Below are 23,435 nucleotides of genomic sequence, written 5' to 3' on the forward strand. Positions count from 1 at the left end.
CCGGCGCGGGTGTCGGTCACGGCCCACCAAACGCCCCACCTCGCGTGGCCGCAAGGGGGGTCCCTCCCGCCGGCGCCCACCCAGCTGACAGTTCCGGAGTTTTTCGCCGATTCACGGCCGAAATGGGCGAAAAACTCAGGAGCGGCGGGATGGGGTGCCGGGTGGGGCGGGGGTCTCGAGGCGGGCGATGAGGTCGAGGAGCGCAACCCGGTACTGCGGCGCGGACTGGTAGTCGGGATGCGTCGCCACCTTCACGAGGTAGCGCGGCGGCCCGAACTCGTCGGCACCCCGGTCGATGTCGTCCGGGCGGCGGTCTTCGAGGCGGTAGCTGTTCACCGGGAAGCCGAGGTAGTCCGTCCGCCGCCACAGGTTGATCCAGGCGACGGATCCGTCGGGCTGGGTCAGGAGCTCCACGAGCGACGGGTCGGATGCACCGGACGCCCCGATCACGACCGGGTCGCCGTCCTGATCCCGCTCCACCTGGGTGAACCAGGGGTCGGCTTTGCCGAGCAGGGGGCGACGGGAGCCGAGCGTTCCGAGGGCGTCCGGGCCGAACAGCTCGGGGAAGAAACGTCCGAAGTAGACGCGCAGCTGCGAGCCGTAGGTGAGCAGTGCCACGTTGCGCAGCCGCTGCGCGTCGTCGGGCCGCAGTGTGAAGAGCGTCGAGACCGCCAGCACCGCGCCCAGGCTGTGGGCCGAGAGGACCACGCGGAACGGGCGCTCCTCGCCGAGTGCGGCCTCCTCCTGCTCGTCGCGCCAGCGGAGACGTTCGGCGAGGGTGAGGCCCTCCGGCGGCTCCAGGTCGTGCGTCAGCCAGTCGGTGACCCGGTCGCGCAGCTCCGGCACCACGCGCTCCGCGTAGCACGGCGGCCCGAACGGATGGCCGGCCCGCGGGAGGAAGCACATGAGGTCCCACATGATGCTGATCGGGCGCTCCTTGGCCGTCAGCGCGTTCTCGACGACGACGGCGAGGATGCCCGCGGCGATCACGGCGAGCGCCGGCCCGACGAGGGCGTCGATCGAGCGGAAGACGACCGAGTAGGAGACGGCGAGCGCGACGACGAAGCCGGCGGCGAGCAGCCCGGCGAGGATGCCGAGGATGGGCTCCCCCCTGTGCACCAGCGCGGCCAGCCGGCGGGCGCGCAGGATCTTCAGCGCCAGCCGGTCGGCCGTGGTGCTCGCGGCGATGCGGCCGTCGCGGTACGCATCCACCTGCTCCAGCAGCGGGCGGCGGCCGTCGCGCGTGCGGGGCGTCGTCAGCAGCGGCACCCAGCGCAGCACCGCGGCGGCGACGCCCACCCCGACAAGACCGAGCGCGATGGCGATGAACGGGAGCACGTCGCCGAAGTTGTGGTAGACGATCGGCGGGCGCAGCACCGCGTGCGGCGGGGTCGCGCAGCCGCACGGCGTCGACCCGCTGACCAGCCAGCCCTGCACGCCGAGCACGAGCAGGGTGGAGAGGATCATCGCGGCGCCCAGCGACAGCAGCATGATCACGCCGGGGCCCATCCCTGCCCAGCCCTCGGCCCGGAACCGCCCGGGAGGCCCGGCGCGGCGACCGCGCGCGGAATGCGGCCAGCGCCACACCACGATCAGCTGCGCGAGCGTCAGCACGGCCGCCACGGCGAACAGCGGCAGACGCAGGGCTCCCGGTGCGGCGTCCTGCGTCGGCGGATTCTGGGCGACACCGGCGAGGAAGGCCAGCCCCGCCCCGGTCATCAGCGCGATCGACAGCCAATGCGGCACTCCCCGCCGCCAGCCCAGCGCCGAGACGCAGATGGCCAGCAGCACCCCGAGGATGATGGAGGGCGCGGTCGCCAGCCCCAGGAACGCTCCGGACGGAGGCGCGTCGTACTCGCCGCCGAACCACAGCGAGGCCCCGACGTACAGGTAGACGAGCACGGAGACGAGCAGCACCCAGGCGGTGACGGTCCCCGTGCTGCGGAGGCGGTCGCGCAGGAACTCGTCGACCGACGCGTCGCCCGCATCGCCCGGGGTGGTCGTCTCGGCGAACACGCCGACCAGCACGATGGTGACGATCAGGCCGGCCGCCGCCAGGATGCCGCCGCTCAGCGCGAGCGCATCGCGCGAGCCGAACGCCGCGCCGAGGCACTCGCCGGAGACGAACGTCTGCAGCTTGACGCAGGCGGCGGCCCCCGCGAACATGCGGTCCCAGGCGAGCAGCAGGGCGACCAGGAGAAACGTCGCGGCCAGGTGCAGGCGCTCGGTCGGGGAGCCGACGCGCGCGGTGCGCCAGAACCCCTCCGACGCGAGCGGACGCAGCCGGCCGGTGCGCCGGACGCCGCGCCCGCCCATCCGGTCGGCCGCGTCGAAGATCGCCGCCTCGTACCGCGCGCGGGCCCGACGCGACACGAGGTAGAGCAGCAGGACACCCGCGATCGGGACGAGCGACAGCAGGGAGAGCTGCGGGCCGCGCCAGCTGAGCGGCGCGTTCGCGAAGAAGCCGGTCACCGCCTCCGGGAGCGCCGTGCAGGCCGTCCCCGTCACGCACTGCACACCGAGGTCGAGGCTCACCGACCCGAGCGCGCAGACGTAGAGAAGGGTCAGGCCGAGCGCGAAGATGCGGAGCGAGGCGCCGCCGACCCCGGCATCCCACTCGCCGCCGGGCCGCTGCGTCGGGATGCGCCTGGTCCAGTAGGCGGAGTTGGCCAGACCGAACGGGGCGAGCAGCAGCCAGGCGAGCTGGACGAACAGCTGGCCGATGAACAGCAGCGGTCCGGAGCCGTACCGGGCCAGCCGTCCCCACGAGTACGCCTCCGTCCGCACGTCCGGCGGAGGAACGGCCGGGTCGATCGTGCCGGGGGCGTCGTCGGGATCGCGCTCGGGCTCATCCTGCGCGGGCGCCCACCAGAAGCCGCCGTTCTCGTCGCCCTGCGTCTGCCGCAGCTCGCTCTGCTCGCGTCCCAGCATCTCCGTCGGCGGAGTGTTCTTGATGCCGTGGATGCGCAGCTCCAGCACATGATGGGGCCATTCGTGGGGCCGCGCCTCGTCGCTCATGCCTCCGCCGATCGTCCGGGTGACGGGCGCAGACTACTCTCGGCCCGGGCCGGGCGTCTACGCCGACGTCGGGTGCGCCGCACCTGTAGCCGAGCGGGACGGCACGGCGTAATGTCCCTCATATGAGCAACGCAGAGCAGCCGACCGGCGACGCACGCGAGAACCTCGAGGGCAGCTACACCGAGGTCGACGGCGAGGCGCCGCACGAGCGCACCATCCACGGTCAGTACACCGAGACCGAGGGCAACCCGGGCCCCGACCCCGCGGTCGAGGGCACGTACACGGACGCGGACGAGCCCGCCGACGCCCCCGAAGGCGAGTACACCGACGGGGACTACGACGAGCCCTGAGCCGTACTGACCCCGTCGGATCCGCTCGGGCTGGATCCGCGCGGGTCACGCCGCGGTCAGGAGAGGCGCTTGCGCGCCTTCTGAGCCTGAGCCTTGGCCTTCTTGCGAGCCTTCTTGACGTCGGGCGCGTTCCAGAACGACGTCACGGCCTCGGTGATCTGCTCGTAGCGTTCGCGCCCGGCGCGGGCTCCGAGGAGGTACGCGACGGCGACGGCGGCCAGGATGAGAAGGGTCTTCAGGCGCATGCCCCGAACGCTAGCCCTCAGGCCGTCGTCTGGGAAGGGCCGTACACCAGCCGGTGCAGGAGCGCGTGCAGCGGCCCCGACAGGAAGAGCAGGAACAACCAGAACAGGTTGACGCTCGGGACCAGCACGGCGAGCACGAGCGCGACGGCCATGATGCTCGCCTCGGCGACTCCGTTGGTCCGGTCGATGGTGGTCCGTGCCTCTTCGACGAGCAGTTCGGGGTTGCGGTACAGCACCTCGGCGATCAGCCGGGTCGCGATGGTCGCGACGAGCATGTCGCCGATGTACAGCGCATAGACCTCCGCGCGCTGACCGTCGGATTCGGCGAGCACGTTCGCGCTGAACGGGATCGCGACGATGGCGAGCAGCCAGAGGAAGTTGAACCAGACGACCCAGCTGTTGTAGTCGCCGACGCTCTCGAACATGCGGTGATGGACCACCCAGAAGCGCGCGATGACGGCGAACGAGATGACGAACGCGAAGATCTCCCAGCCGTTCTCGGCGAGGAAGTCGCCGAACGACTTGCCGCCCAGCCGAGAGGCCGCGTCGACCAGCGGCAGGATGAGCAGCGTGATCGCGATGGCGACCGTGGCGTCGGAGAAGTTCACGAGCCGGTCGAGCCCGCGCTCCGTCCTGATCACCGCCATGCGGACATTCTGCCCCACCGGCTCAGTCGAGCAACCCCAGCTCGAGGGCGCGGCGGACCGCCGAGGTGCGGTCGGAGACGCCGAGCTTCTCGTACGCCCGGCTCAGGTAGGTCTTCACGGTCGCCTCGCCGATGAACAGCTCGGAGCCGATCGCCGCGTTGGTGCGCCCGTCGGCGGCGAGGCGGAGCACCCGGACCTCCTGCACCGAGAGCGCGGGCGCCGCCTGCCTGCCCTGGACCCGGCCGAGCAGCGCCGTCGCCGCGGAGGTGGCGAGTACGGTCTCGCCCGCGGCCGCCGACCGGACGGACCGGGCGAGTTCGGCGGGCGCGATGTCCTTCAGCAGGTAGCCGCTCGCTCCGGCCTCGATGGCGCGCAGGATGTCCTGGTCCGTCTCGTACGTCGTCAGCACGACGACCCGCGTGGCGGGATGCGCGGCGACGATCGTGCGGGTCGCCTCGACGCCGTCGCCCCCGGGCATCCGCAGGTCCATCAGCACCAGATCCGGCGCGAGCGCCGCGACGAGCGCGACGGCCTCCGGCCCGCTGCCCGCCTGCCCCACCACCTCGATGTCGTCGTAGCCCTGCAGCATCCCGCGGATGCCCTCGCGCACGACGGGGTGGTCGTCGGCCAGCACGATGCGGATCACGGTGCCTCCTCGGTGCGGTACGGCTCGGGGGTGGATGCCGCGGGCGGGGCGGCGGACGGGGCAACCGGCTCGGCCGGCAGGCGCACGCTCAGCCGCGTCCCCTCGCCGGGAGCAGTCGCCAGCTCGAAGTCACCTCCGACTTCGCGCACGCGGGCCCGCATGCCGTCGAGGCCGAAGCCGGCGCGCGGTGCGGCCGCATCGAACCCGTGGCCGTCGTCGCGCACCGTCACGGCCACCGTGCCCGGCTCGTAGGCGAGCGTCGCCTCGACGCGCCGGGCCTCGGCGTGCTTGCGCACGTTGGCGAGCGCCTCCTGGAACACCCGCAGCGCCACCACTTCGATGGCCGCAGGCGCCGGACGCGCGTCGCCCGTGACGTGGAAGGCGACGGGCACTCCGGTCTCCTCCTCGAACCGGCCGGCGACGCGCCCGAGCGCCTGCTCCAGCGTCGATTCGGCGAGGCGCCCGGGAGTGAGCGCCGCGATGATCCGCCGAGACTCCTGCAGGTTCTCCTGCGCCGTCTCGGTCATCAGCTCCACATGCCGCCGGGCGGTCGCCGGATCGGAGTCCAGCTCCCCCTGCACGGCGTGGCCGAGGGTGACGATGCTCGTGAAGCCCTGGGCGAGCGTGTCGTGCATCTCGCGGGCGATGCGCTCCCGCTCGGCCGCCGCCCCCTGCTGCTCGGACAGCTCCGCGATCTCACGCTGCTGCTCGCGCAGCCGCCGGATGAGCAGTCCGCGCTCGCGGCTCTCCTTCGTCACGGCCGTGATGCGGTTGCTGAAGTAGATGGAGACGGCGATCACGAGGATGGTCAGGCCGACCGTCCCCGCGACGTCCCCCGGCGCGAGGGCGCCGATCAGCCAGCGGATCAGCACACCGCCGATGTTGATGACGACGATCGCGACGGCCGCAGAGACCGCGGAGAGGACGAGGAAGAACTGCGGCGAGAGGATGAACAGCGCGATGTTCGCCCAGTTGTTGAGCCCGTACGCGACGAAGTACACCGCGGTCGAGATGCCAACGTACGTCCACGCCTGCCAGCTGTTGCCGCGGACGCCGGCGCGGCTCGGCCGGGCCAGGTACCAGTAGACCGGGAAGAGCGCGAGGACGAGGGCGGCGGAGGCGATGGTCCGCGGATACCCGGTGATCGGGTTGGCCAGGATGAGCAGCACCGAGGCCAGGGTCGCCGCCGCCGAGTAGCCGATCCAGTCCCCGAACCAGCGGTCGTCCACGCGCTCCGTCACGATCAGACTGTAGCCGGGTCTTCGGCCGGCCGGGCGCCGGGCAGCGACTCCTCGGGCAGCGAGGTGCGCCCCGCCGGATAGAAGAGTCCGACGACGGCGACGATCACCATGGCCGCCGCCATGCCCCAGAACGCCCACTGGACGGCGGAGGCGTAGTCGGACCGGACCGCGTGCAGGATCTGCTCCTGGACGGCCCGGGGAAGGGCGGAGAGCGCGCCGCCCTCGCCCGATGCGCCGCTGATCCGCTCGACGGCGCTCCGCGCGTCCGCCGCCGTGCCGCCGAATCTCGCGAACGAGTCCGTCAGCAGGTCGGTCAGGCGCGAGGTCACGACCGTCGTGAACACCGCGATGCCCAGCGCACCGCCGAAGTTCTTCATGGTCTGCGTGATCGCGCTCACCTCGCCGTAGCTGGCGCCGATCGCGCGGTTCACCGCGTCGGTCGAGACGGGGCTGAACATGAGGCCGATGCCGGCGCCGGCCACCACGATCGGCCAGGTCTGCGGGTTGAAGAACGCGTCGGCGTGAATGGACAGGTCGGTCGCCGTCGCCGCCAGCCAGCCGAAGCCGGCCGCGCCGATCAGGCCGCCCAGGAGCACGACGCCGCGCGCGCCGCTCTTGTCGAAGCGCACCGACCCGATCCGGCTGGCCACGACGAAGCCGATGAAGAACTTGAGGAACAGCAGGCCCGTCTCTCCCGCCGAGAGCTGCAGGGACACCTGCCCGTAGACGCTGAGGAAGAAGAACGTGCTGATGAAGGCGATGGAGGCGAACAGCGTCGCGACGGTGGAGAGCGCGAACCCGCGGTCGCGGAAGGCGGCGATGCGGATGAGCGGCTGGCGGATCCTGCGCTGCGTCAGCACGAAGACCACCAGCAGCGCGGCGCCGACGACGAGCGAGCCGATCACGGCGGCGTCGCCCCATCCCCACGGGCTCGCCTGCTGCAAGCCGAAGACGACCAGGCCCATCCCGGCCGCGACGATCGCCGCCCCGAGCCAGTCGATGCGCTCGCGGCGGCGGACGGAGGGCCGTGCGGCGATGGCGACGATGACGAAGGCGGCGACCGCGATCGGCACATTCACCCAGAAGATCGCCCGCCACGTCCACGTCGTCAGGTAGCCGCCGGCGATCGGGCCGACCGCCGTCATGGCTCCGGTGATCGCGAAGAAGATCGCCATGGCGCGCCCCCGGCTCTCGCGGGCGAAGCCCTCGACGACGATGCCGATCGCCGCGGGGAACATGATGGCCCCGCTGACGCCCTGGAGGGCACGTGCGGCGACGAGCCACGGCTCGGCGAGGTCGCCGGTCGGCGCCAGGCCGCAGAGCAGCGAGGTGATGCCGAAGCCGGCGATGCCGGCCAGCGCCATGCGCTTGTGTCCGATCACGTCGGCGATGCGGCCGCCCAGGAGGAAGAAGGCCGCGGTGGTCAGCAGGTAGACGTTGACGGCCCACTGCATCCCATCGTGCGTGAGGCCGAGGTTCTGCTGGATGCTGGGCGCCGAGAGCGCGACGATCGTCTGGTCGATCGTCGTCATCGAGACGGCGAAGATGAGCCCGGTCAGGGCGAGGGTTGACGACTTCATACCTCGAGCGTGGCGGCTCGCCGCCGCCCGCGGCACCGGCGGCCGGAGGTCACCCGTGTCCGCCGATCGGTGGACGCGGCGCCCGGTCGGCCGTCGCCCACCCGGGCCGCAGCTGCTCGATCCCGTCGAGGACGAGCTCGAGCCCGGTGAGGAACTCCGCGTCGTAGTCGTATCCGGCGCGGGCGAGCTCGGCGACGACTTCGAGCAGGTGCGGGTACATCGCCGCCAGCTCGGGCGGCGTCGCCTCGAGCTTGCGCGCGGCCGTCTCGCCCGACTCTTCCGGGGTGCCGAAGGGCAGTGTCTTCTGCTGGAGGGCGAAGCCGTAGACGTAGGCGTCGAGCACCGATGTGACGTGCACGGTCGTCCGGAACGAGAACCCCGACCGGCGGAGGCAGCCCATCATCGCGTCGTGCCTGCTCAGGTTCGCCGGGCCGGGACGCATGCGCGACTCCATCATCCCGACGGCCCAGCGATGGCGGAGCAGTGCGCTGCGAAGCGAGATCGAGCGGCGCCGCATCGCCTCCCGCCAGCCGAGATCGGAGGATGGCGCCTCCACCTCCGCCCAGACGGTGTCGACCATCCCGTCGAGCAGGTCGTCCTTGTTGGCGACGTGCTTGTACAGCGCCATGGGGACGACGCCGAGCCGCTGCGCGAGCTCGCGCATGCTCAACCCGTCGAGGCCCTCCCGGTCCGCCAGCGCGACGGCGGCCTCGATGACCCGCGCTGTGCTCAGCGTCGGGCGGGACGTCACGGGCTCGCTTGACATGGTGTACAGCGTACGCCTACCCTGATCCCGATACAGGTGTACGCCGTACACCTCGCCTTTCCGAGAGGACATCATGGATCCGGACCGCCGCCGCTCGCTCCTCGCGGGCGTGCTCTTCCTGCTCACCTTCGCCACCTCCATCCCCGGCGCGCTGCTCTACGGGCCCGTGCTGAACGATCCGCGCTTCGTGCTCGGCGACGGCTCGGCGACGGCCGTGCTCGCCGGTGCCGTGCTCGAGATCGCGCTGGTCATCGCCAATCTCGGCACAGCGCTCGCGCTCTACCCGGTGCTCCGGCGCACCAGCCCGTCGCTCGCGCTCGGCTACGTCGTCGCGCGGGTCATGGAGTCCACGCTGATCGCCGTCGGGATCCTCAGCCTGCTCACCGTCGTGAGCCTGCGGGAGGCCGGGACGGGCGCGGACGGAACCGCCGTGGTCGTCGCGCACGCGCTCGTCGCGCTGCACGGCTGGACGTTCCTCCTGGGCCCCGGCTTCGTCGTCGGCATCGGCAACGGCCTGATGCTCGGGTGGATGCTGCGCCGGGCCGGGCTCGTGCCGCGCGGCTGGGCGTGGTTCGGCATGATCGGCGGTCCGCTGGTGTCGCTGTCGGGCATCGCCGTGCTGTTCGGCGCGTGGGACCAGGTCTCCGCCGTGTCGGTGGTGCTGACGCTGCCCGAGGTCGTCTGGGAGCTGTTCCTCGGCGTCTACCTGACCGTCCACGGGTTCCACCGGCGGGACGCCGGGGCGGTCGCGGACGGAACGGTCAGAGTCCCAGCGACTTCTTGATGAGCGCCTCGGCGTCGTCGGTGCCGGCGGCGCGCTCGGTCGCCTCCTGGTTGGCCTCGGTCACGGCCTTGACCACCTCGTCGCGCTGGATGCGGATGCCGCGCGGGGCATCGATGCCGATCCGCACGCCGTCCCCACGCGCTTCGAGGATCGTGACGACGATGTCGTCGCCGATGAGCACCCGCTCCCCCGCCTTGCGCGTCAATACCAGCATCCGTCCAGCCTATCCGCCGGGCGGTGCGTCCAGCCAGAGCACCGGCAGGCCCAGGCGGTGCACGTCGTCCGGCGTCGAGGTGAAGGCGGCGCCGGTCGCGGCCACCGCGTCCACGGCGAGCACCGCATCCACCGCCCGGACCCAGCCGCTGGTGTCGCCGAACGTGCGCGAGACGTCGACGGCCACCCAGACCTGATCGGGGGCGATGCCGGCCAGGTCAGCGGCGAGCCCGGGCACGGCATCCGGGGCGGCGAGTGGGAAGGCGGCAACCACGGGGATGTCGCGGCGCACGCCGTCGGCGCGGGCGGCGAGCGCGGCGCGGCGGTCGGAGAGCTGCTGCACCTCGGCACCGGCGTCGGCGGAGGCGGCGAGCACGCGCGCCGCGGCCTCCGCGTCGGGGCCCAGCCCGACCACGAGCGTCAGGTCGCCCCGCCCGCGCAGGCGGGCCGGCGGCGGCCCGAGGTGCGACATGATGTCGCCACTCGTCGCCGATTCCGGCAACGACTCACCACTCGACGGCGTCGGGTCGAAGCCCGCCGGAAGGGACGCGGGCGGAGGGGACGCGGGCGCGTCGACGGCTCGGACGAGGTCGTCGAGCACGGCCTGGAACGCGAGGGAGGATGTGGAGACGGCCGGGAGGACCTCCTCGTCGCCGGCGACCCACTCAGGCCGCGATCGACTCCGCACCCCGCACCACCCCCACCGTCTCGATCGCCGCCTGCACAGCGGTCACCTCCTGGTAGGAGAGCACCGCGAGTCCCGCGATCTGGCCGGCGACGAGCCGCCGTATGGCCGGACGCAGGGCCGGCGCGCAGACCAGGACCGCCGAGACTCCGGCATCGTCCAACCGCGCCGCCGTGTCGCGGACCGAGGCCAGCACGGCCTCCAGCCGCACCGGGTCGAGCACGATCTGCGTGCCGCCCTCCGACGGGCGCAGGCCTTCGAGCATCGACTGCTCGAGGCCCGGGTCGATCATGATGACCCGCAGCGTCCCCTCGTCGACGTGCGGCGCGACGACGGCCGGCCCGAGGGCGGCGCGCGCGGCCTCGACCAGCCCCTCGGGGTCGTTCGACACCTTCGCGCGCAGCGTCAGTGCCTCCAGGATGCGCGGGAGGTCGTTGATCGGCACCTGCTCGGCCAGCAGCCCCTGCAGCACCCTCTGCACCTCGGCCAGCGAGAGCAGCGCGGGGATGAGCTCCTCCACCGCCGGCGGGTTCACGCGCTTGACGCCCTCGGTGAGAAGGCGCACGTCCTCCCGGGTGAGCAGGCGCGCCGCGTTCGCCGTGATGATCGACGACAGGTGCGTGATGAGCACGGAGACGCGGTCGATGACCGTCGCCCCGCCCAGCTCCGCGCTGTGCCGCATCTCGGACGGGATCCACTTCGCCGGGAGCCCGAACACCGGCTCGACGGTCGGCGTTCCCGGCAGGTTGTCCAGGGCGTCGCCGAGGGCGAGCACCCGGCCGGACGGCGCCTGCCCCCGGCCGGCCTCCACTCCCGCGATCTTGATCACGTAGGTCGACGGCGGCAGCTCCGCGCTGTCGCGCGTGCGCACCGGCGGCACGATCACCCCGAGCTCGAGCGCGATCTTGCGCCGCAGCGCCCGAACCCGGGCGAGCAGGTCGTCGGAGGCGCCGCTGACGATGTCGACGAGGTCGGGCGCGAGCGTGATCTCGAGCGCGTGCACGCGCATCTGCTCGATCAGGTCCTCCGTCGTCTCCGACGTGGTCGCCGCGACGGCGTTCTGCGCCGCCTGCGCCTTCTTCGCCGCCGCCTGCGACGTCTTGATGCGCTGCGACGCGAAGATGAGGAACGCGCCGACGAGCACGAACGGGATGGGCGGCATCCCGGGGATGAGCGCCATCACGATCGCTGCGCATCCCGCGATCATCAGGGCGTTGCGCGATTGGCTGAGCTGGTTGCTCGCCGTCGTTCCCATCTCGGACTCGGCGTTCGAGCGCGTCACGATCATGCCCGTGGACACCGCCATGAGCAGGGCGGGGATCTGCGAGACGAGGCCGTCGCCGATGGTCAGCAGGGTATAGGAGTTGACGGCGTCGCCGAGCTGCATGCCGCGCTGCACCATCCCGATCGCGATGCCGCCGACGACGTTGATCACGATGATGAGGATGCCCGCGATGGCGTCGCCCTTGACGAACTTGGATGCGCCGTCCATCGCGCCGTAGAAGTCCGCCTCGGCCGAGACCTCGGCGCGACGGGCCCGCGCCTGCTCCTCGGTGATGAGCCCGGCGTTGAGGTCGGCGTCGATCGCCATCTGCTTGCCCGGCATCGCGTCGAGGGTGAAGCGCGCGCCGACCTCCGCCACGCGCTCCGCACCCTTGGTGACGACGATGAACTGGATGACCACCAGGATGAGGAAGACGACGGCGCCGATGATGATCGAGCCGCCGACGGCGACGTGGCCGAACGCCTGGATGACCTGCCCGGCGAAGCCGTCGCCCAGCACCAGGCGGGTGGATGCGACGTTGAGCCCGAGCCGGAACAGCGTCGCCACGAGAAGCAGCGACGGGAACACGGAGAAGTCGAGCGGCTTCTTGACGAACATCGTCGTGAGCAGCACGACCAGCGCCAGCATGATGTTGACGATGATGAGCACGTCGAGGAGCCACGACGGCACCGGGACGACGAGCAGCATGATGATGCCGACCACCCCGATCGGCACGGCCACCTTGGCGGCGAGACCCTTGTTCGGCTTCACGACATCCCTCCCTGGAGCTGCGGCCGCATGGTGTGGAGCCCGGCAGCCGAGCCGCGCTGCTTGAGCGACATGACGAACGCGAGGACCCGCGCGACCGCGTTGTAGAGCTCGACGGGGATCTCGTCCCCGACCTCGCATCCGGCGTGCAGCGCCCGCGCGAGCGGGATGTCCTTGACGATCGGCACGCGCTCCTCCTCCGCCTTCTCACGGATGCGCAGCGCGATGGCGCCCGCGCCCTTCGCGACGACCCGCGGGGCCGACTTGCCCGGTTCGTACTTCACCGCGACGGCGATGTGCGTCGGGTTGACGAGCACGACATCCGACCCGCCGATGGCCGCGATCATGCGGTTGCGGCTCATCGCGAGCTGACGGGAGCGCCGGTGCGAGCGCACCAGCGGGTCGCCCTCGCTGTTCTTGTTCTCGTCGCGCACCTCCTGCTTGCTCATGCGCGTGTGCTTGCGGTTGCGGCGCATGACCACGAGCACGTCGAGGCCGGCGAGCACGAGGCCGGCGCCGATCGCCGCCTGCAGCAGCCCTGCCGTCCCCCCGGACGCGGCCGAGAGCAGGGAGGCGAGCGGCATCGAGCCGGACGTGAGCAGCACCGGCATCAGCCCCTGGACCACGAGGAACAGCCCGATCGCGACCACGGCCGACTTGAGCAGGGTCTTCGCGCCCTCCCAGAGCGCCCGCATCCCGAACACGCGTCCGATGCCCTGCACGATGTTGAACTGCTCGTACTTGCCCTCGAGCTTCTTGAAGTGGATGCCGCCCTGCACGGCGGCGGCGCCCACCACGGCGAGCGCGCCCACGGCCAGCAGCGGTCCGATCGTCGCCATGATGCTGCCGAGCCCGTCGCCGAGCGCGGCGACCGCCTTCGCCGGGTCGGGGCTCTCGATCACCGAGCGGACGGAGAACAGCTGCTCGATGGCGGCGGTGCTGCCGGTCTGCAGGGTGAAGGGCAGCATCACGGCAGCAGCTCCGACTCCGACCCAGGCGGTCAGGTCGGACGACTTGGAGAGGCGGCCCTTGGAGCGCGCCTCCTTCATCCGCTTTTCCGTCGCCTGCTCGGTGCGTTCCTGCGCGTCGCTCATCGGCCCACCCCCAGCATGGTCTTGACGGCGGTGTCGGTGAGCCCCGAGACGACCCCCGGCAGCGCGACGAACACGATCGCGGCCAGCACGACGGTCAGCATGATCTTCAGCGGGAAGCCGAGCGAGAAGGCGTTGAGCGCCGGAGCGACGCGGGTGAGGAGTCCGAGGCCGACGTCGGCGAGGAACAGCACGACGATCAGCGGCCCGGCGATCTGCAGCGCCGCCAGGAACATCTGGGTGAGACCGTCGACCATCTGCTTCGCCGGATCGGCCAGATCGATCCCCGCGGCGAGCGGGACGGCGTCGAACGTGCGCACGAGACCGCCGATGATGAGCTGGTAGCCGCCCGACGCGAACAGCAGCGCGAGCGCCGTCAGCTGGAACATCCGCGTGAACTGGGCGCCGTTGATCATCGACTGCGGGTCGAACGCCTGGGCCAGCTGGAAGCCGCCGAACAGGTCGACCAGGCTGCCCGCCGACTGGATCGCCGAGAACACCAGGAAGACGAGGAAGCCGAGCGTCGCCCCCACCGCCAGCTCCCGCACCATGTCGAGCAGGAATGCGCCGGTGTCGGCCGACCGGTACCCGGCGCCGACGCGGGGCGCGACGGCGACCGCCAGACCGATGGCGAGCATCCCCTTCACCTGCGCGGGGAACCCGTTGTACGAGAACGGCGGCGCGATCACCAGGAACGCGACCATGCGCAGCGAGGCCAGCGCGATCGCCTCGATCGCGGCCAGGTCGATGGGGATGAACATCAGCCACCGCCCAGCAGCTGCGGGATCTTGTCGAACAGCACGTGGGTGAAGGAGACGAGCTCGGCGATCATCCACTGGCCGCAGATGATGAGGGCGACGGCCACCGCCGCGGCCTTCGGCACGAACGAGAGGGTGACCTCCTGGATCTGCGTGATCGACTGCACCAGCGAGATCGCGAACCCCACGACAAGCGCGGTGACGACGATCGGAGCGGCCAGCTTCGCGGTCACCATCAGTCCCTGCATCGCGATGTCGAGGACGGCGTTCGGGTTCATCCGCCACCACCCCCGTAGCTGGTGATCAGGCTCGTGATGATGAGCCCCCATCCATCGACCAGCACGAACAGCAGGATCTTGAACGGCAGCGAGATCATCACCGGCGGGAGCATCATCATGCCCATCGACATGAGAGCCGCCGAGACGACCATGTCGATCACCAGGAACGGCACGAAGATGACGAAGCCGATGATGAACGCGGCGCGCAGCTCGGAGATCATGAACGCCGGGATGAGCGTGAGCAGCGGCACGGCGCTGACGCTCTCCGGGTTCGGGCGCCCCGCCGCGCGGGTCATCAGGGCGATGTCCTCCTCGCGGGTGTGCGCGGCCATGAAGCCGCGCAGCGGCGCCTCCGCCGCGTGCGCGGCCGCCGTGAAGTCGATGTGCCCGGCGAGGTAGGGCTGCACGGCCGAGTTGTTGATGTCGACCAGCACCGGGCTCATGATGAACAGGCTGAGGAACAGCGAGAGGCCGGCGAGCACCTGGTTCGGCGGGATGGACGGGAGCGCCAGCGCGTTCCGCGTGATGGCGAGCACGACGAAGATCTTCGTGAACGACGACATCATCAACAGCAGGGCCGGCGCCACCGACAGCACCGTGATGCCGAGGAGGGTGAGGACGGCGGCGCTGGGCGTGCCGTTCGGGCCGTTGATGTCGAGCGTGATGCCGCCGGTACCGGCCGCGGGTCCGGACGGGCCGGTCGGGGTCGGAACGGGTGTCGGAACGGCGTGCGCGGCGGTGGACCCCAGCAGCACGATGGCCGCGACGATGAGCGCGACCAGGATGCCGGCCAGCGCCAGGCGGGGCAGGCGCCCGGTGCGCGCCGTGCGCGCCGTGGCCTCCGGCGCCGTCACTTCTTGGGGCGCACCGCCGAACTCGCCTGACGCCACGTTGCCGGGGACAGGATCGAGCCTTTGAGTGCCTCGTCGAAGAGCGAGGCGCGTCCGTGCGCCGTGAGGAAGTCGGCATCCTGCCTGGTGGTCGTGGTGGTGCTGGTGCTGCGTGTGCTCGCGGGCGCGTCGGTGGTGCCGGTCCTGGCCTCCACCTCGCGCACGGGCTTGATCGGGGTGACGTCCGCGTCCTGCGGGCGGTCACCGGAGTGGAGGACGCTGACCTGGCGCTCGGTGACGCCGAGCACGAACCGGCTGCCGTCCACATCCACGACGACGACCGAGGCCTTCTGGCCGATGCCCTGACGGCCGACGACGGTCACTGCGTTGCCGCGACGGCCCCGCGCCGAGCTGCGCCCCTTCGTCACCCGTCGCTGCACGAACCACAGCAGCGCGACGATGACGCCGAGCACCACAGCGACGCGCAGCGCAACGAACAGGGTCTCCACGCTGCGCACTATCGGCCGCGGCCTCCCTCCCGTTAGCCGCATCCACGAGGTGCTCGCCGTTGCGGCCGACACGCCGTCGCGACGCGCACTTGCGAGCACCTCGACGGCCGGGGAGGGGCGACCGGGATCGCGTGCCGGGCCGGCTCGACCGCGCCGCACTACGGCCCGCTGCCGGAGATCGCCTGGACCAGCGCCGACGGCCTGACCGCTCCCGCCGACGTCGGCCTGCGCCTGCCCAACCTGAACGGGCTGTTCGACACCCTCGGCAACGTGTCGGAGTGGTGCTGGGACCTCCTCGACCCGGGCCGCTCCAGCGACGCTCGGGTGTTCCGCGGCGGCGGCTTCGCCGACGACGCCTGGAACGTGCGGGCGTCCGTCCGCCGCGGCGGCCCGGCGCGCACGCCGTACCCCGACGTGGGCTTCCGCGTCGCCCGCGGCGGGTTCGACGCCGAGGGCGCTGCGCAGGGCTGGTCGGCCGCAGCAGACGAGGAGCGCGGCTGAGCCGGCGGCGTCAGTCCAGGTCTTCCGCCGTGTCCAGGATCTTGGTGATGCGGACGGCGTAGTCCTGGTCGACGACCACGATCTCGCCGTGCGCGATCAGGCGGCCGTTGAGCAGCACATCGGCGGGCGACCCGGCGGAGCGGTCCAGCTCGATGACCGCGCCCGGCTCCATCGCGAGCACATCGCGCACCGCCATCCGGGTTCGGCCGATCTCGACGGTCAGCGCCATCTCCACGTTGCTGATGCGGGCCAGCTTGCCACCCAGCGCACCGGTGCCCGCGCGCTCGGCGACCGAGGCGCGGCCGCGGACCGCGAACCAGCCGGCGACACCGGACGGCCCGGAGAGGGCGAAGACCGACGTGGCCGGGTCGGCGAACAGCTCAGCGGCGTCATCCGGGCGGGCGTCGTCCAGGACACCGGCGCCGAGCGTGTCGCTGGCGGCCTCGAGGGCCGGCTGCAGCACATCCTGGAGCGCCACCACGGGAGCGCCGTCCGCGCCGTCGTCGACCAGCTGCGGCGCCTCGAGCAGCACGACCGCGAGGTCGGCGGAGACGGCGCCGACGAATGTGGCGACCACGGCGTGCGCGGCGTCCTGAACGTCGGACCCCTGCGCGAGCAGCGGCGTCAGCGGTGCGCCCGTCGGGAGCACGCGGGCGAGCGCCTCTGCGGCGGCCTGCGCCTGCCCGAGGGAGAGTCCTGCGGCGTGTGCGGTGCTGGTCATGCTCATCGGAATCAGTCCTCTGTGTTGACGATCACGCAGGCGAGACGCGAGCCGCTCGAGCCGAGAGCGGCCGAAGCGACGGTCTGCCCGCCGACCGTGAGATCGAAGGGTCGGTGCTGCGGATGCGGGAGGGGCAGCAGGTCGCCGACCGCGAGCCCCAGCACCACGCTGGGACGGACGGCCGCCGGGGCCAGCCGCAGGGCCACATCCACGGGGACGCGCGCGAGCTGGGCGTCGACCAGCTCGCGCGCGTTCTCGGTGCTGTGGGTGGGATTCGTCTCGCCCAGCTGCGGGAGCAGGGCGACGGCGGGCAGCGCGACGGTCGCCCGCGCGACGTTCTCGCCGACGCGCAGCTCGAAGCCCGCCACGATCATCAGCTCGGAGGTCGCGGCGGCCTGCGCGAACTGGGAGTTGTACTGGATGGCGTCCACGGTGATCGGCGCGAGCAGGATGGAGCCGAGCGAGTAGCGCAGGTCCTCCAGCGCGTCGTCCATCAGCCGCCGGACCAGCGCGTGCTCGATCTGCGTGAAGGTCCGCTCGTGGTCGACGGGGGTGCCTTGGCCGCCGAGCATCGCATTCACCCACGACAGCGCGGCGATGGTCGGGAACTGGATGACCGCCTTCGGGGCGGTGTGTTCCAGCTCGCACAGCACCATGGCCGTTGTCGCGGGAAGCGACGCCGCGTACTCGTCGTAGGTCTGCAACTGCACGAAGTCGCACTCGACCTGGCTGAGCACGCGCACCTTCGCGGTCAGCTGGGTGCCCCACTGCCGGGCGAACGTCTCGAAGGCCAGCTCCAGCACGCGGGAATGCTCGCGCGCGAGCGTCGTCGGCCGGCGGAAGTCGTAGACCGGCGCCTCGGGGGCGTCCGGCGACGGGGCCTGCAGAGTCGTCACGTGAGGGACTATCGGCGCGGACGGCTCGTTCGTTAGGTACGCCGCATCCACCCGGCGTCCCCCTAACGACAGACCGGCGCGGGCCGATAGTGCACACGTGACGGCTCACCCGGAGCCGAGACCAGGATTCGCGCCCATGATCGTCGTCACCCGATTGAACGACAGCCAGTTTGCGGTCAACCCCGACCTCATCGAGCGCATCCACGCCAGTCCGGACACCACTCTCGTCATGGTCGACGGTGCGAAGTTCATCGTCACCGAGTCCATGCCGGAAGTGATCGAGAAGATCGCCGCGTACCGGGCGCGTGTGATCGCGCTCGCCCACGATCTGCCCGCCGCCGGCCCGCGACCCGTTCCGGCACCGCCGCTCGGGCTCGTGACGCTGACCGGGCTGGAAGACGACGAGACGACCAGGGCTCACCCCGAGGCCCGCGCCGTCCCCCTGCGAGCAAGGAAGAAGTAATGGACCCGGCAACGATCATCGGCATCGTCCTCGCGTTCGGCGCCGTCGTCGCGATGGTGACGATGGAGGGCGCGCACCTCAGCGCGCTCCTGCTGCCCGCCCCCATGGTGCTGGTCTTCGGGGCCACCATCGCGGTCGGCATCGCCAGCGGCACGATCAAGGACTTCCTCACCGCGGTGAAGGCGCTCCCCCGCGCCCTCCGCGGCAAGGTCGAGCCGCCGCAGCAGGTCATCGACCAGGTCGTCGGGCTGGCGGAGAAGGCCCGCGCCAACGGCCTGCTCGCCATGGAGCAGGAGGCCGACAGCGTCGACGACCCGTTCCTCAAGCGCGCGCTGCAGAACATCGCGGACGGCACGGACGGCGACGAGCTGCGCGTGCTGCTGGAGGACGAGATCGCGACGCGCTCCAAGAAGGACAGGGTCGCGGCCAAGTTCTTCAGCGCGATGGGCGGATACGCACCGACGATCGGCATCATCGGAACCGTCGTCTCGCTCACGCACGTGCTCGAGAACCTGGCAGAGCCGGGCGAGCTCGGCCCGATGATCGCGAGCGCGTTCGTCGCGACCCTCTGGGGTCTGCTCTCGGCCAACTTCCTGTGGCTGCCGCTCGGCGCCCGCCTGCGCCGCCTGTCCGAGCTGGATGTGGAGCGCATGACCCTGCTCATGGAGGGCGTGCTCGCCGTGCAGTCCGGCTCGCAGCCGCGCCTCCTCGGCGAGCGCCTGCGTGCGATGGTCCCCGACGGCGACGCCGACAAGAGCGCGGCGAAGAGCGCCAAGCCGGCGCGCGGGGCGAAGGATCCCGTCGAGGAAGCGGCCTGACATGTCTGCCCGCCGTCGCAAGAAGCACGAGGAGCCGGAGGAGCACGAGAACGAGGAGCGCTGGATGGCCTCCTACATGGACATGGTCACCGTGCTCATGTGCATGTTCATCGTGCTCTTCGCCATGTCGACGGTGGATGCGAAGAAGTTCGAGCAGCTGAAGGACTCGCTGGCGACCGGCTTCGGGCAGGTGAAGACGCAGAAGATCGACACCGCATCCGGTGTCGTCGTGCCGCCGAAGCACGTCGACGAGTCGGGGAAGTCGACCGATTTCGCCCTCGCCCAGCAGGAGGCGCAGAACCTGCAGCACCTGAAGGACCTCATCCAGGCCGCTCTCACCCGCGACGGCCTGCAGGATGCGGTGGAGCTGAAGATCGACGAGCGCGGCCTCACGATCGGGCTGGTCGGCAACTCGACCTTCTTCGACTCCAACCGCGCGGAGCTCAGCCCGCGCGCGGTCGCCGTGCTGAACGACATCGGCCCGGTGCTCGCCCCGGAGGCGTACGACGTCTCGGTGGAGGGGCACGCCGACCTCCGGCAGCCGGGCGCGCCCTATCCGACCAACTGGGAGCTCTCCGCCGGGCGCGCGACCAGCGTGCTGCGGCACCTGGTCGAGGTGAACGGCTTCCCGCAGGGCCGCATCGCGGCGGTCAGCTTCGGCTCGGCGCGTCCGGTCGCGGGCTACACCGGCACGACGGACTCCGACCTGGCGCAGAACCGGCGGGTGGATGTGGTGGTGCTGTCGGCCCAGCCCGACGTCATCCGCAAGCTCATCCCGCAGGCGCTGCAGTCGCCCGCGCCCACCCCGACCACGGCCCCCGCCGCCTCCCGCTGACCCCGCCGTCGAGTACGCACAGATTGCACGCTGACGGCGCGCTCAGCGTGCAATTTTTGTGGACTCGACGGGGTTGGGACGGGTATGGATCTTCAGCTCGCGAATCGTGTCGTCCTCGTCGTCGGCGGCACCGGCTTCATCGGCTCCGCGGTCGCCGACCGCCTCCGGACCGAGGGCGCGACCGTGGTCGTCGCCTCCCGCAGCGCGTCGGAGGGGGTGACGCTGGACGCGTCGGACGACGAGTCCGTCCGCCGCGCCGTCGACACGGTGCTGGAGCGTCACGGACGCATCGACGGCCTGGTCGTGACGGCCGCGCCGCCGGCGCAGACCCTCGACCCCGCCCGCAGCTCCGACCCCGACCAGATCCTGAGTGCGATCGACGGCAAAGCGCTGGCCTTCCTCCGCGTCGCGCGCGCCGTGATCCCCGCCATGCGGGAGGCCGGCTTCGGACGGATCGTGGTGATCAGCGGCCAGAACGCCTACATCACCGGCAACATCACCGCGGTGGTGCGCAACGCGTCCACCAACCTGATCGCGAAGAACCTCGCGGACGAGCTGGCCGGAACGGGCGTCGCCGTCAACGTCGTCAACCCGGGCCTCGTCACCGAGAACCCGAACCCTGCGGTCGCGCCGGGCCGCGGCGGCGAGTCGTCTCCCGACCAGATCGCCGACCTGGTCGCCTTCCTCACCTCGCCCCTGTCGGCGGTCGACGGCGAGTCCATCGCCATCGGCCACCGGATGCTGGGGACGACCCTGCTCTAGCCGAGCGAGACACCCGTCCACGAGACAGGCGGAAGCTCGAGCGTGAGCACGCCGTCGTCGAGGGATGCCGTGGGCGTCGGACGCAGGCCCACGCGGTTCTGGTCGTGCATCGTGTTCTTCGCGTAGACGTCGTCGTCCCACAGGGACACGGCCTCGCGCACCGACGAGACGCCGAGGTCGCGGACATCCACGCGGACCGTCTGCGTCTCGGTGAGACTGCGGTTGACGAGGAACAGCGCGGCCGACCCGTCGGCCTCGTCGAACGTGGCCACCGCATCCACCAGGTCCGCCTCGCCGTAGACGGCCGTCTCGTACGAGCCGGTCTCGATGCGCGGGCGCAGCACCTCGCCGCGGGCCAGACGGCTCGTCACCGAGAACGGGAAGAACGTGGTCTGGCGCCAGGCCGCGCCGCCCGGCTCCGTCATGATCGGCGCGATCACGTTGACCAGCTGGGCGAGGGACGCGCTGGTCACCCGGTCGTGGTTCTTCAGCAGCGTGATCATCAGGTTGCCGAGCACGACGGCGTCGGCCGCCGAGTAGACGTCCTCCAGCTGACGCGGGGCGTAGCGCCACTCGTCGTTGATCTCCTCCGACGCCTTGTGCTCGTCGAGGTACCAGATGTTCCACTCGTCGAACGAGATCTGGATCTTCTTCTTGCTCTTCAGCCGGTTGCCGACGTGATCGGCGGTCGAGACGACCGTGTCGATGAAGTACTGCATGTCCACGGAGGACGCGAGGAACGAGCCGAGGTCGCCGCCGCGCTCCTGGTAGTAGGCATGCGCCGACACGTAGTCGACGTGCTCGTAGGAGTGCTCGAGCACGACGCGCTCCCACTCGCCGAAGGTCGGCATCCCGGAGCCGGACGAGCCGCACACCACGAGCTCGAGGTCCTTGTCGGCCATCTTCATCGCGGCGGCCGTGCGGGCCGCGAGCTTGCCGTAGTCGTCGGCGGTCATGTAGCCGGTCTGCCACGGGCCGTCCATCTCGTTGCCCAGGCACCACATCCGGATGTCGTGCGGTTCCGGCGTCCCGTTGGCGATGCGCCAGTCGCTCAGGGCGGTGCCCGAGGGGTGGTTCGCGTACTCGAGCAGGTCGAGGGCGGCCTGGATGCCGCGGGTGCCGAGGTTCACGGCGAGCATCAGCTCGGAGTCCGTCAGCGCCAGCCAGCGCGCGAACTCGTCGAGGCCGACCTGGTTGGATTCCAGCGAGTGCCAGGCCAGGTCGCGCCTCACCGGGCGCTGGTCGCGGGGGCCGACCGAGTCCTCCCAGCGGAACCCGGAGACGAAGTTGCCTCCCGGGTAGCGGATCGTCGTCGAGCCGAGCTCGCGGACGAGCTCGACGACATCGAGGCGGAAGCCGTCCTCGTTCGCGGTCGGGTGCCCCGGCTCGTAGATGCCGTCGTACACGCAGCGCCCGAGGTGCTCGACGAACGAGCCGAAGATGCGGCGGTTGACGGGGGCGACGCGTGCGGTGCGGTCGAGGGCGATGCGGGTCTCAGACAAGGAATCTCCAGTGCTCGAATTCGCCGAGGAGCCGTGAGCCCCTTCGGCGCTGCCGTCGGTCACGGGCTCCCATTCGCGGCGCGTCGACACCCGTGTCTACAACGTTAGAGGACAACGTTGTAGAAACTATGATGCAGAACGGATGTGACCGTGTCAAACGGACGTGGTCAGGCCCGCGTCGACTCGCGTTCCACCAGACGGAACGGCATCGGGAGCCGCTCGGGGACGAACGCCTCGTCCGGGTGCTCGATCCTCCGCACCAGCAGGTCGACGGCCGTGCGCGCGATCTGCTCGCGGCCCGGGTCGATCGTCGACAGGCTCGGGATGGAGTACTCCGTCTCCTCAATATCGTCGAAGCCGATCACGGCCACGTCCTCCGGCACCCGGCGTCCGACCTCCTGCAGCGCACGGAGCGCTCCGAGCGCGATGGCGTCGTTGAAGGCGACCACACCGTCGAAGGGCGTCCCCTGCGCCAGCAGTTCGCGCATCGCGTCGGCCCCGTTGCGCCGGTGCCAGGGGTCGACCGGCACGACGAGCGAAGGGTCGAACGGCAGCCCTTCCGCCTCCAGCGCCTGACGGTAGCCGTCGAGACGGAGGGCGGCCGAGCCGACGACATCGGCGGGATGGGCGCCGAAGGCCACGATCCGCCGGCGGCCGGCGTGCAGCAGGTGCTCGGTCGCCGCCCGGACCCCCGCGGTGTTCGCGATGATGACGTGATCGCGCGGCACGTCGACGTTGCGGTCGCCGAGCAGCACCACCGGCGTGGTCAGCTCGGCGAGCAGCTCGACGTCGCTCTGGTCCAGTGCCAGCACGCTGTGCAGCACCCCGTCGACCGTCTGGGCGCGGGGATGCCGCAGGGCGCCGATCTCCTGCCGGCGGTCGAGCCCGTACTGCTCGATCAGCACGGCCAGACCGCGTTCGGTGGCCGCCATCATCACCGCATCCGCCAGCTCGGCGAAGTAGGCGTTGCGCAGGTTCGGGATCATCAGCGAGATCACGTTGGTCCGCCCGGACCGCAGCCCGCGCGCCAGGAAGTTGGGCCGGTAGCCGAGCACGTCGATCGCATCCAGCACCTTGCGCCGCGTCTGCTCGCGCACGTGCGGGTGGTCGTTGATGACGTTCGACACCGTCTTCACCGACACCCCGGCGAGCACGCTCACGTCCTGCATCGTCGCGGCCATGGACGCTCCCCTCTCGCCTCTTCTGCGACTTTATAACGTTGCAAGGGCAATCGTCGCAGCCGTCGCCATCGCGTTCCGGGACC

General features: G+C 71.2%; 25 protein-coding genes and 1 pseudogene. 7 read left to right on the top strand and 19 right to left on the bottom strand.

Annotated features, from left to right (window positions below; all coding sequences use genetic code 11):
• Positions 1–135: 135 nt before the first annotated feature.
• A complete protein-coding gene (locus tag BJ963_RS14070; RefSeq protein WP_179457263.1) occupies positions 136–3,018 on the bottom strand; it encodes a hypothetical protein in 2,883 nt (960 codons plus the stop codon).
• A gap of 122 nt (positions 3,019–3,140) precedes the next feature.
• Here BJ963_RS14070 and BJ963_RS14075 point away from each other — a divergent pair, with 122 nt between their 5' ends.
• Positions 3,141–3,368, top strand: coding sequence for a hypothetical protein (locus BJ963_RS14075; protein ID WP_089916333.1), 228 nt, complete (start codon positions 3,141–3,143; stop codon positions 3,366–3,368).
• A gap of 56 nt (positions 3,369–3,424) precedes the next feature.
• On the opposite strand, the gene BJ963_RS14080 is transcribed toward BJ963_RS14075, so the two are convergent.
• From BJ963_RS14080 to BJ963_RS14105, 6 genes are read right to left on the bottom strand one after another with little or no spacing between them, the layout of a single operon-like run.
• The gene (locus BJ963_RS14080; RefSeq protein WP_089916332.1) at positions 3,425–3,613 is read right to left on the bottom strand and encodes a hypothetical protein; all 189 of its coding nucleotides are present in this window, start codon (positions 3,611–3,613) and stop codon (positions 3,425–3,427) included.
• A gap of 17 nt (positions 3,614–3,630) precedes the next feature.
• Positions 3,631–4,260 (bottom strand): TMEM175 family protein, encoded by a 630-nt coding sequence (locus tag BJ963_RS14085; protein WP_089916329.1) that lies wholly within the window; start codon positions 4,258–4,260, stop codon positions 3,631–3,633.
• Between the two features lie 22 nt (positions 4,261–4,282).
• Positions 4,283–4,906, bottom strand: coding sequence for a response regulator (locus tag BJ963_RS14090; RefSeq protein WP_179457264.1), 624 nt, complete (start codon positions 4,904–4,906; stop codon positions 4,283–4,285).
• Positions 4,903–6,147, bottom strand: a complete 1,245-nt coding sequence (locus tag BJ963_RS19440) for a histidine kinase (protein ID WP_179457265.1) — start codon at positions 6,145–6,147, stop codon at positions 4,903–4,905. The genes BJ963_RS14090 and BJ963_RS19440 overlap by 4 nt, the downstream gene beginning before the upstream one ends.
• A 2-nt stretch (positions 6,148–6,149) precedes the next feature.
• Complete coding sequence (locus BJ963_RS14100; protein ID WP_179457266.1) at positions 6,150–7,727, bottom strand: MFS transporter; 1,578 nt, start codon at positions 7,725–7,727, stop codon at positions 6,150–6,152.
• Positions 7,728–7,776: 49 nt separating this feature from the next.
• Positions 7,777–8,493, bottom strand: coding sequence for a TetR/AcrR family transcriptional regulator C-terminal domain-containing protein (locus tag BJ963_RS14105; RefSeq protein ID WP_179457267.1), 717 nt, complete (start codon positions 8,491–8,493; stop codon positions 7,777–7,779).
• 73 nt (positions 8,494–8,566) lie between these two features.
• Between BJ963_RS14105 and BJ963_RS14110 the strand changes: the two genes are divergently transcribed.
• Positions 8,567–9,277, top strand: coding sequence for a DUF4386 domain-containing protein (locus tag BJ963_RS14110; protein ID WP_089916319.1), 711 nt, complete (start codon positions 8,567–8,569; stop codon positions 9,275–9,277).
• On the opposite strand, the gene csrA is transcribed toward BJ963_RS14110, so the two are convergent.
• Genes csrA through fliO form a run of 8 tightly spaced genes read right to left on the bottom strand, consistent with a single transcriptional unit; the run spans position 9,255 to position 15,673 of the window.
• Complete coding sequence (gene csrA, locus BJ963_RS14115; RefSeq protein ID WP_018188940.1) at positions 9,255–9,491, bottom strand: carbon storage regulator CsrA; 237 nt, start codon at positions 9,489–9,491, stop codon at positions 9,255–9,257. The genes BJ963_RS14110 and csrA overlap by 23 nt on opposite strands.
• Positions 9,492–9,500: 9 nt before the next feature.
• Positions 9,501–10,178 (bottom strand): hypothetical protein, encoded by a 678-nt coding sequence (locus BJ963_RS14120; protein WP_179457268.1) that lies wholly within the window; start codon positions 10,176–10,178, stop codon positions 9,501–9,503.
• On the bottom strand, positions 10,156–12,147 hold the full coding sequence (locus BJ963_RS14125; protein ID WP_218857619.1) for a flagellar biosynthesis protein FlhA: 1,992 nt from the start codon (positions 12,145–12,147) through the stop codon (positions 10,156–10,158). Before BJ963_RS14125 ends, BJ963_RS14120 begins: the two co-directional genes overlap by 23 nt.
• Positions 12,148–12,206: 59 nt before the next feature.
• On the bottom strand, positions 12,207–13,301 hold the full coding sequence (locus BJ963_RS14130) for an EscU/YscU/HrcU family type III secretion system export apparatus switch protein (protein ID WP_179457270.1): 1,095 nt from the start codon (positions 13,299–13,301) through the stop codon (positions 12,207–12,209).
• Complete coding sequence (locus BJ963_RS14135; RefSeq protein WP_179457271.1) at positions 13,298–14,059, bottom strand: flagellar biosynthetic protein FliR; 762 nt, start codon at positions 14,057–14,059, stop codon at positions 13,298–13,300. Before BJ963_RS14135 ends, BJ963_RS14130 begins: the two co-directional genes overlap by 4 nt.
• Positions 14,059–14,334: a flagellar biosynthesis protein FliQ gene (fliQ, locus tag BJ963_RS14140; protein ID WP_089916305.1), complete on the bottom strand. Its 276-nt coding sequence runs from the start codon at positions 14,332–14,334 to the stop codon at positions 14,059–14,061. Before fliQ ends, BJ963_RS14135 begins: the two co-directional genes overlap by 1 nt.
• On the bottom strand, positions 14,331–15,188 hold the full coding sequence (fliP, locus tag BJ963_RS14145; protein ID WP_179458159.1) for a flagellar type III secretion system pore protein FliP: 858 nt from the start codon (positions 15,186–15,188) through the stop codon (positions 14,331–14,333). Before fliP ends, fliQ begins: the two co-directional genes overlap by 4 nt.
• The gene (gene fliO, locus BJ963_RS14150) at positions 15,185–15,673 is read right to left on the bottom strand and encodes a flagellar biosynthetic protein FliO (protein WP_089917090.1); all 489 of its coding nucleotides are present in this window, start codon (positions 15,671–15,673) and stop codon (positions 15,185–15,187) included. Before fliO ends, fliP begins: the two co-directional genes overlap by 4 nt.
• 129 nt (positions 15,674–15,802) lie before the next feature.
• On the opposite strand from fliO, the pseudogene BJ963_RS14155 reads away from it, so the two are divergent.
• Positions 15,803–16,174: pseudogene (locus tag BJ963_RS14155) on the top strand (formylglycine-generating enzyme family protein); the annotation flags it as partial.
• Between the two features lie 10 nt (positions 16,175–16,184).
• On the opposite strand, the gene fliN reads toward BJ963_RS14155, so the two are convergent.
• Complete coding sequence (gene fliN, locus BJ963_RS14160) at positions 16,185–16,901, bottom strand: flagellar motor switch protein FliN (RefSeq protein WP_089916296.1); 717 nt, start codon at positions 16,899–16,901, stop codon at positions 16,185–16,187.
• A gap of 5 nt (positions 16,902–16,906) precedes the next feature.
• On the bottom strand, positions 16,907–17,791 hold the full coding sequence (locus BJ963_RS14165) for a flagellar motor switch protein FliM (RefSeq protein WP_089916293.1): 885 nt from the start codon (positions 17,789–17,791) through the stop codon (positions 16,907–16,909).
• Between the two features lie 136 nt (positions 17,792–17,927).
• Between BJ963_RS14165 and BJ963_RS14170 the strand changes: the two genes are divergently transcribed.
• The 4 genes from BJ963_RS14170 (at position 17,928) to BJ963_RS14185 (ending at position 20,669) form a co-directional block, all read left to right on the top strand.
• Positions 17,928–18,254 (top strand): flagellar FlbD family protein, encoded by a 327-nt coding sequence (locus BJ963_RS14170; RefSeq protein ID WP_089916291.1) that lies wholly within the window; start codon positions 17,928–17,930, stop codon positions 18,252–18,254.
• Positions 18,254–19,072 carry a motility protein A gene (locus BJ963_RS14175; protein ID WP_089916288.1) on the top strand — a complete coding sequence of 273 codons (819 nt, stop codon included), beginning with the start codon at positions 18,254–18,256 and terminating at the stop codon, positions 19,070–19,072. The genes BJ963_RS14170 and BJ963_RS14175 overlap by 1 nt, the downstream gene beginning before the upstream one ends.
• Position 19,073: 1 nt before the next feature.
• The gene (locus BJ963_RS14180) at positions 19,074–19,907 is read left to right on the top strand and encodes an OmpA/MotB family protein (RefSeq protein WP_179457272.1); all 834 of its coding nucleotides are present in this window, start codon (positions 19,074–19,076) and stop codon (positions 19,905–19,907) included.
• A gap of 84 nt (positions 19,908–19,991) precedes the next feature.
• The gene (locus BJ963_RS14185) at positions 19,992–20,669 is read left to right on the top strand and encodes an SDR family NAD(P)-dependent oxidoreductase (RefSeq protein WP_179457273.1); all 678 of its coding nucleotides are present in this window, start codon (positions 19,992–19,994) and stop codon (positions 20,667–20,669) included.
• Here BJ963_RS14185 and arfA read toward each other — a convergent pair.
• Both arfA and BJ963_RS14195 read right to left on the bottom strand, forming a co-directional pair.
• Entirely contained in the window at positions 20,666–22,171 is a 1,506-nt protein-coding gene (arfA, locus tag BJ963_RS14190) for an arabinosylfuranosidase ArfA (RefSeq protein ID WP_089916280.1), read from the bottom strand. The genes BJ963_RS14185 and arfA overlap by 4 nt on opposite strands.
• A gap of 167 nt (positions 22,172–22,338) precedes the next feature.
• The gene (locus BJ963_RS14195; protein ID WP_179457274.1) at positions 22,339–23,352 is read right to left on the bottom strand and encodes a LacI family DNA-binding transcriptional regulator; all 1,014 of its coding nucleotides are present in this window, start codon (positions 23,350–23,352) and stop codon (positions 22,339–22,341) included.
• Between the last annotated feature and the right edge of the window lie 83 nt (positions 23,353–23,435).

It is taken from the genome of Leifsonia soli (assembly GCF_013408745.1).
GTDB classification, from domain to species: Bacteria; Actinomycetota; Actinomycetes; order Actinomycetales; family Microbacteriaceae; genus Leifsonia; species Leifsonia soli.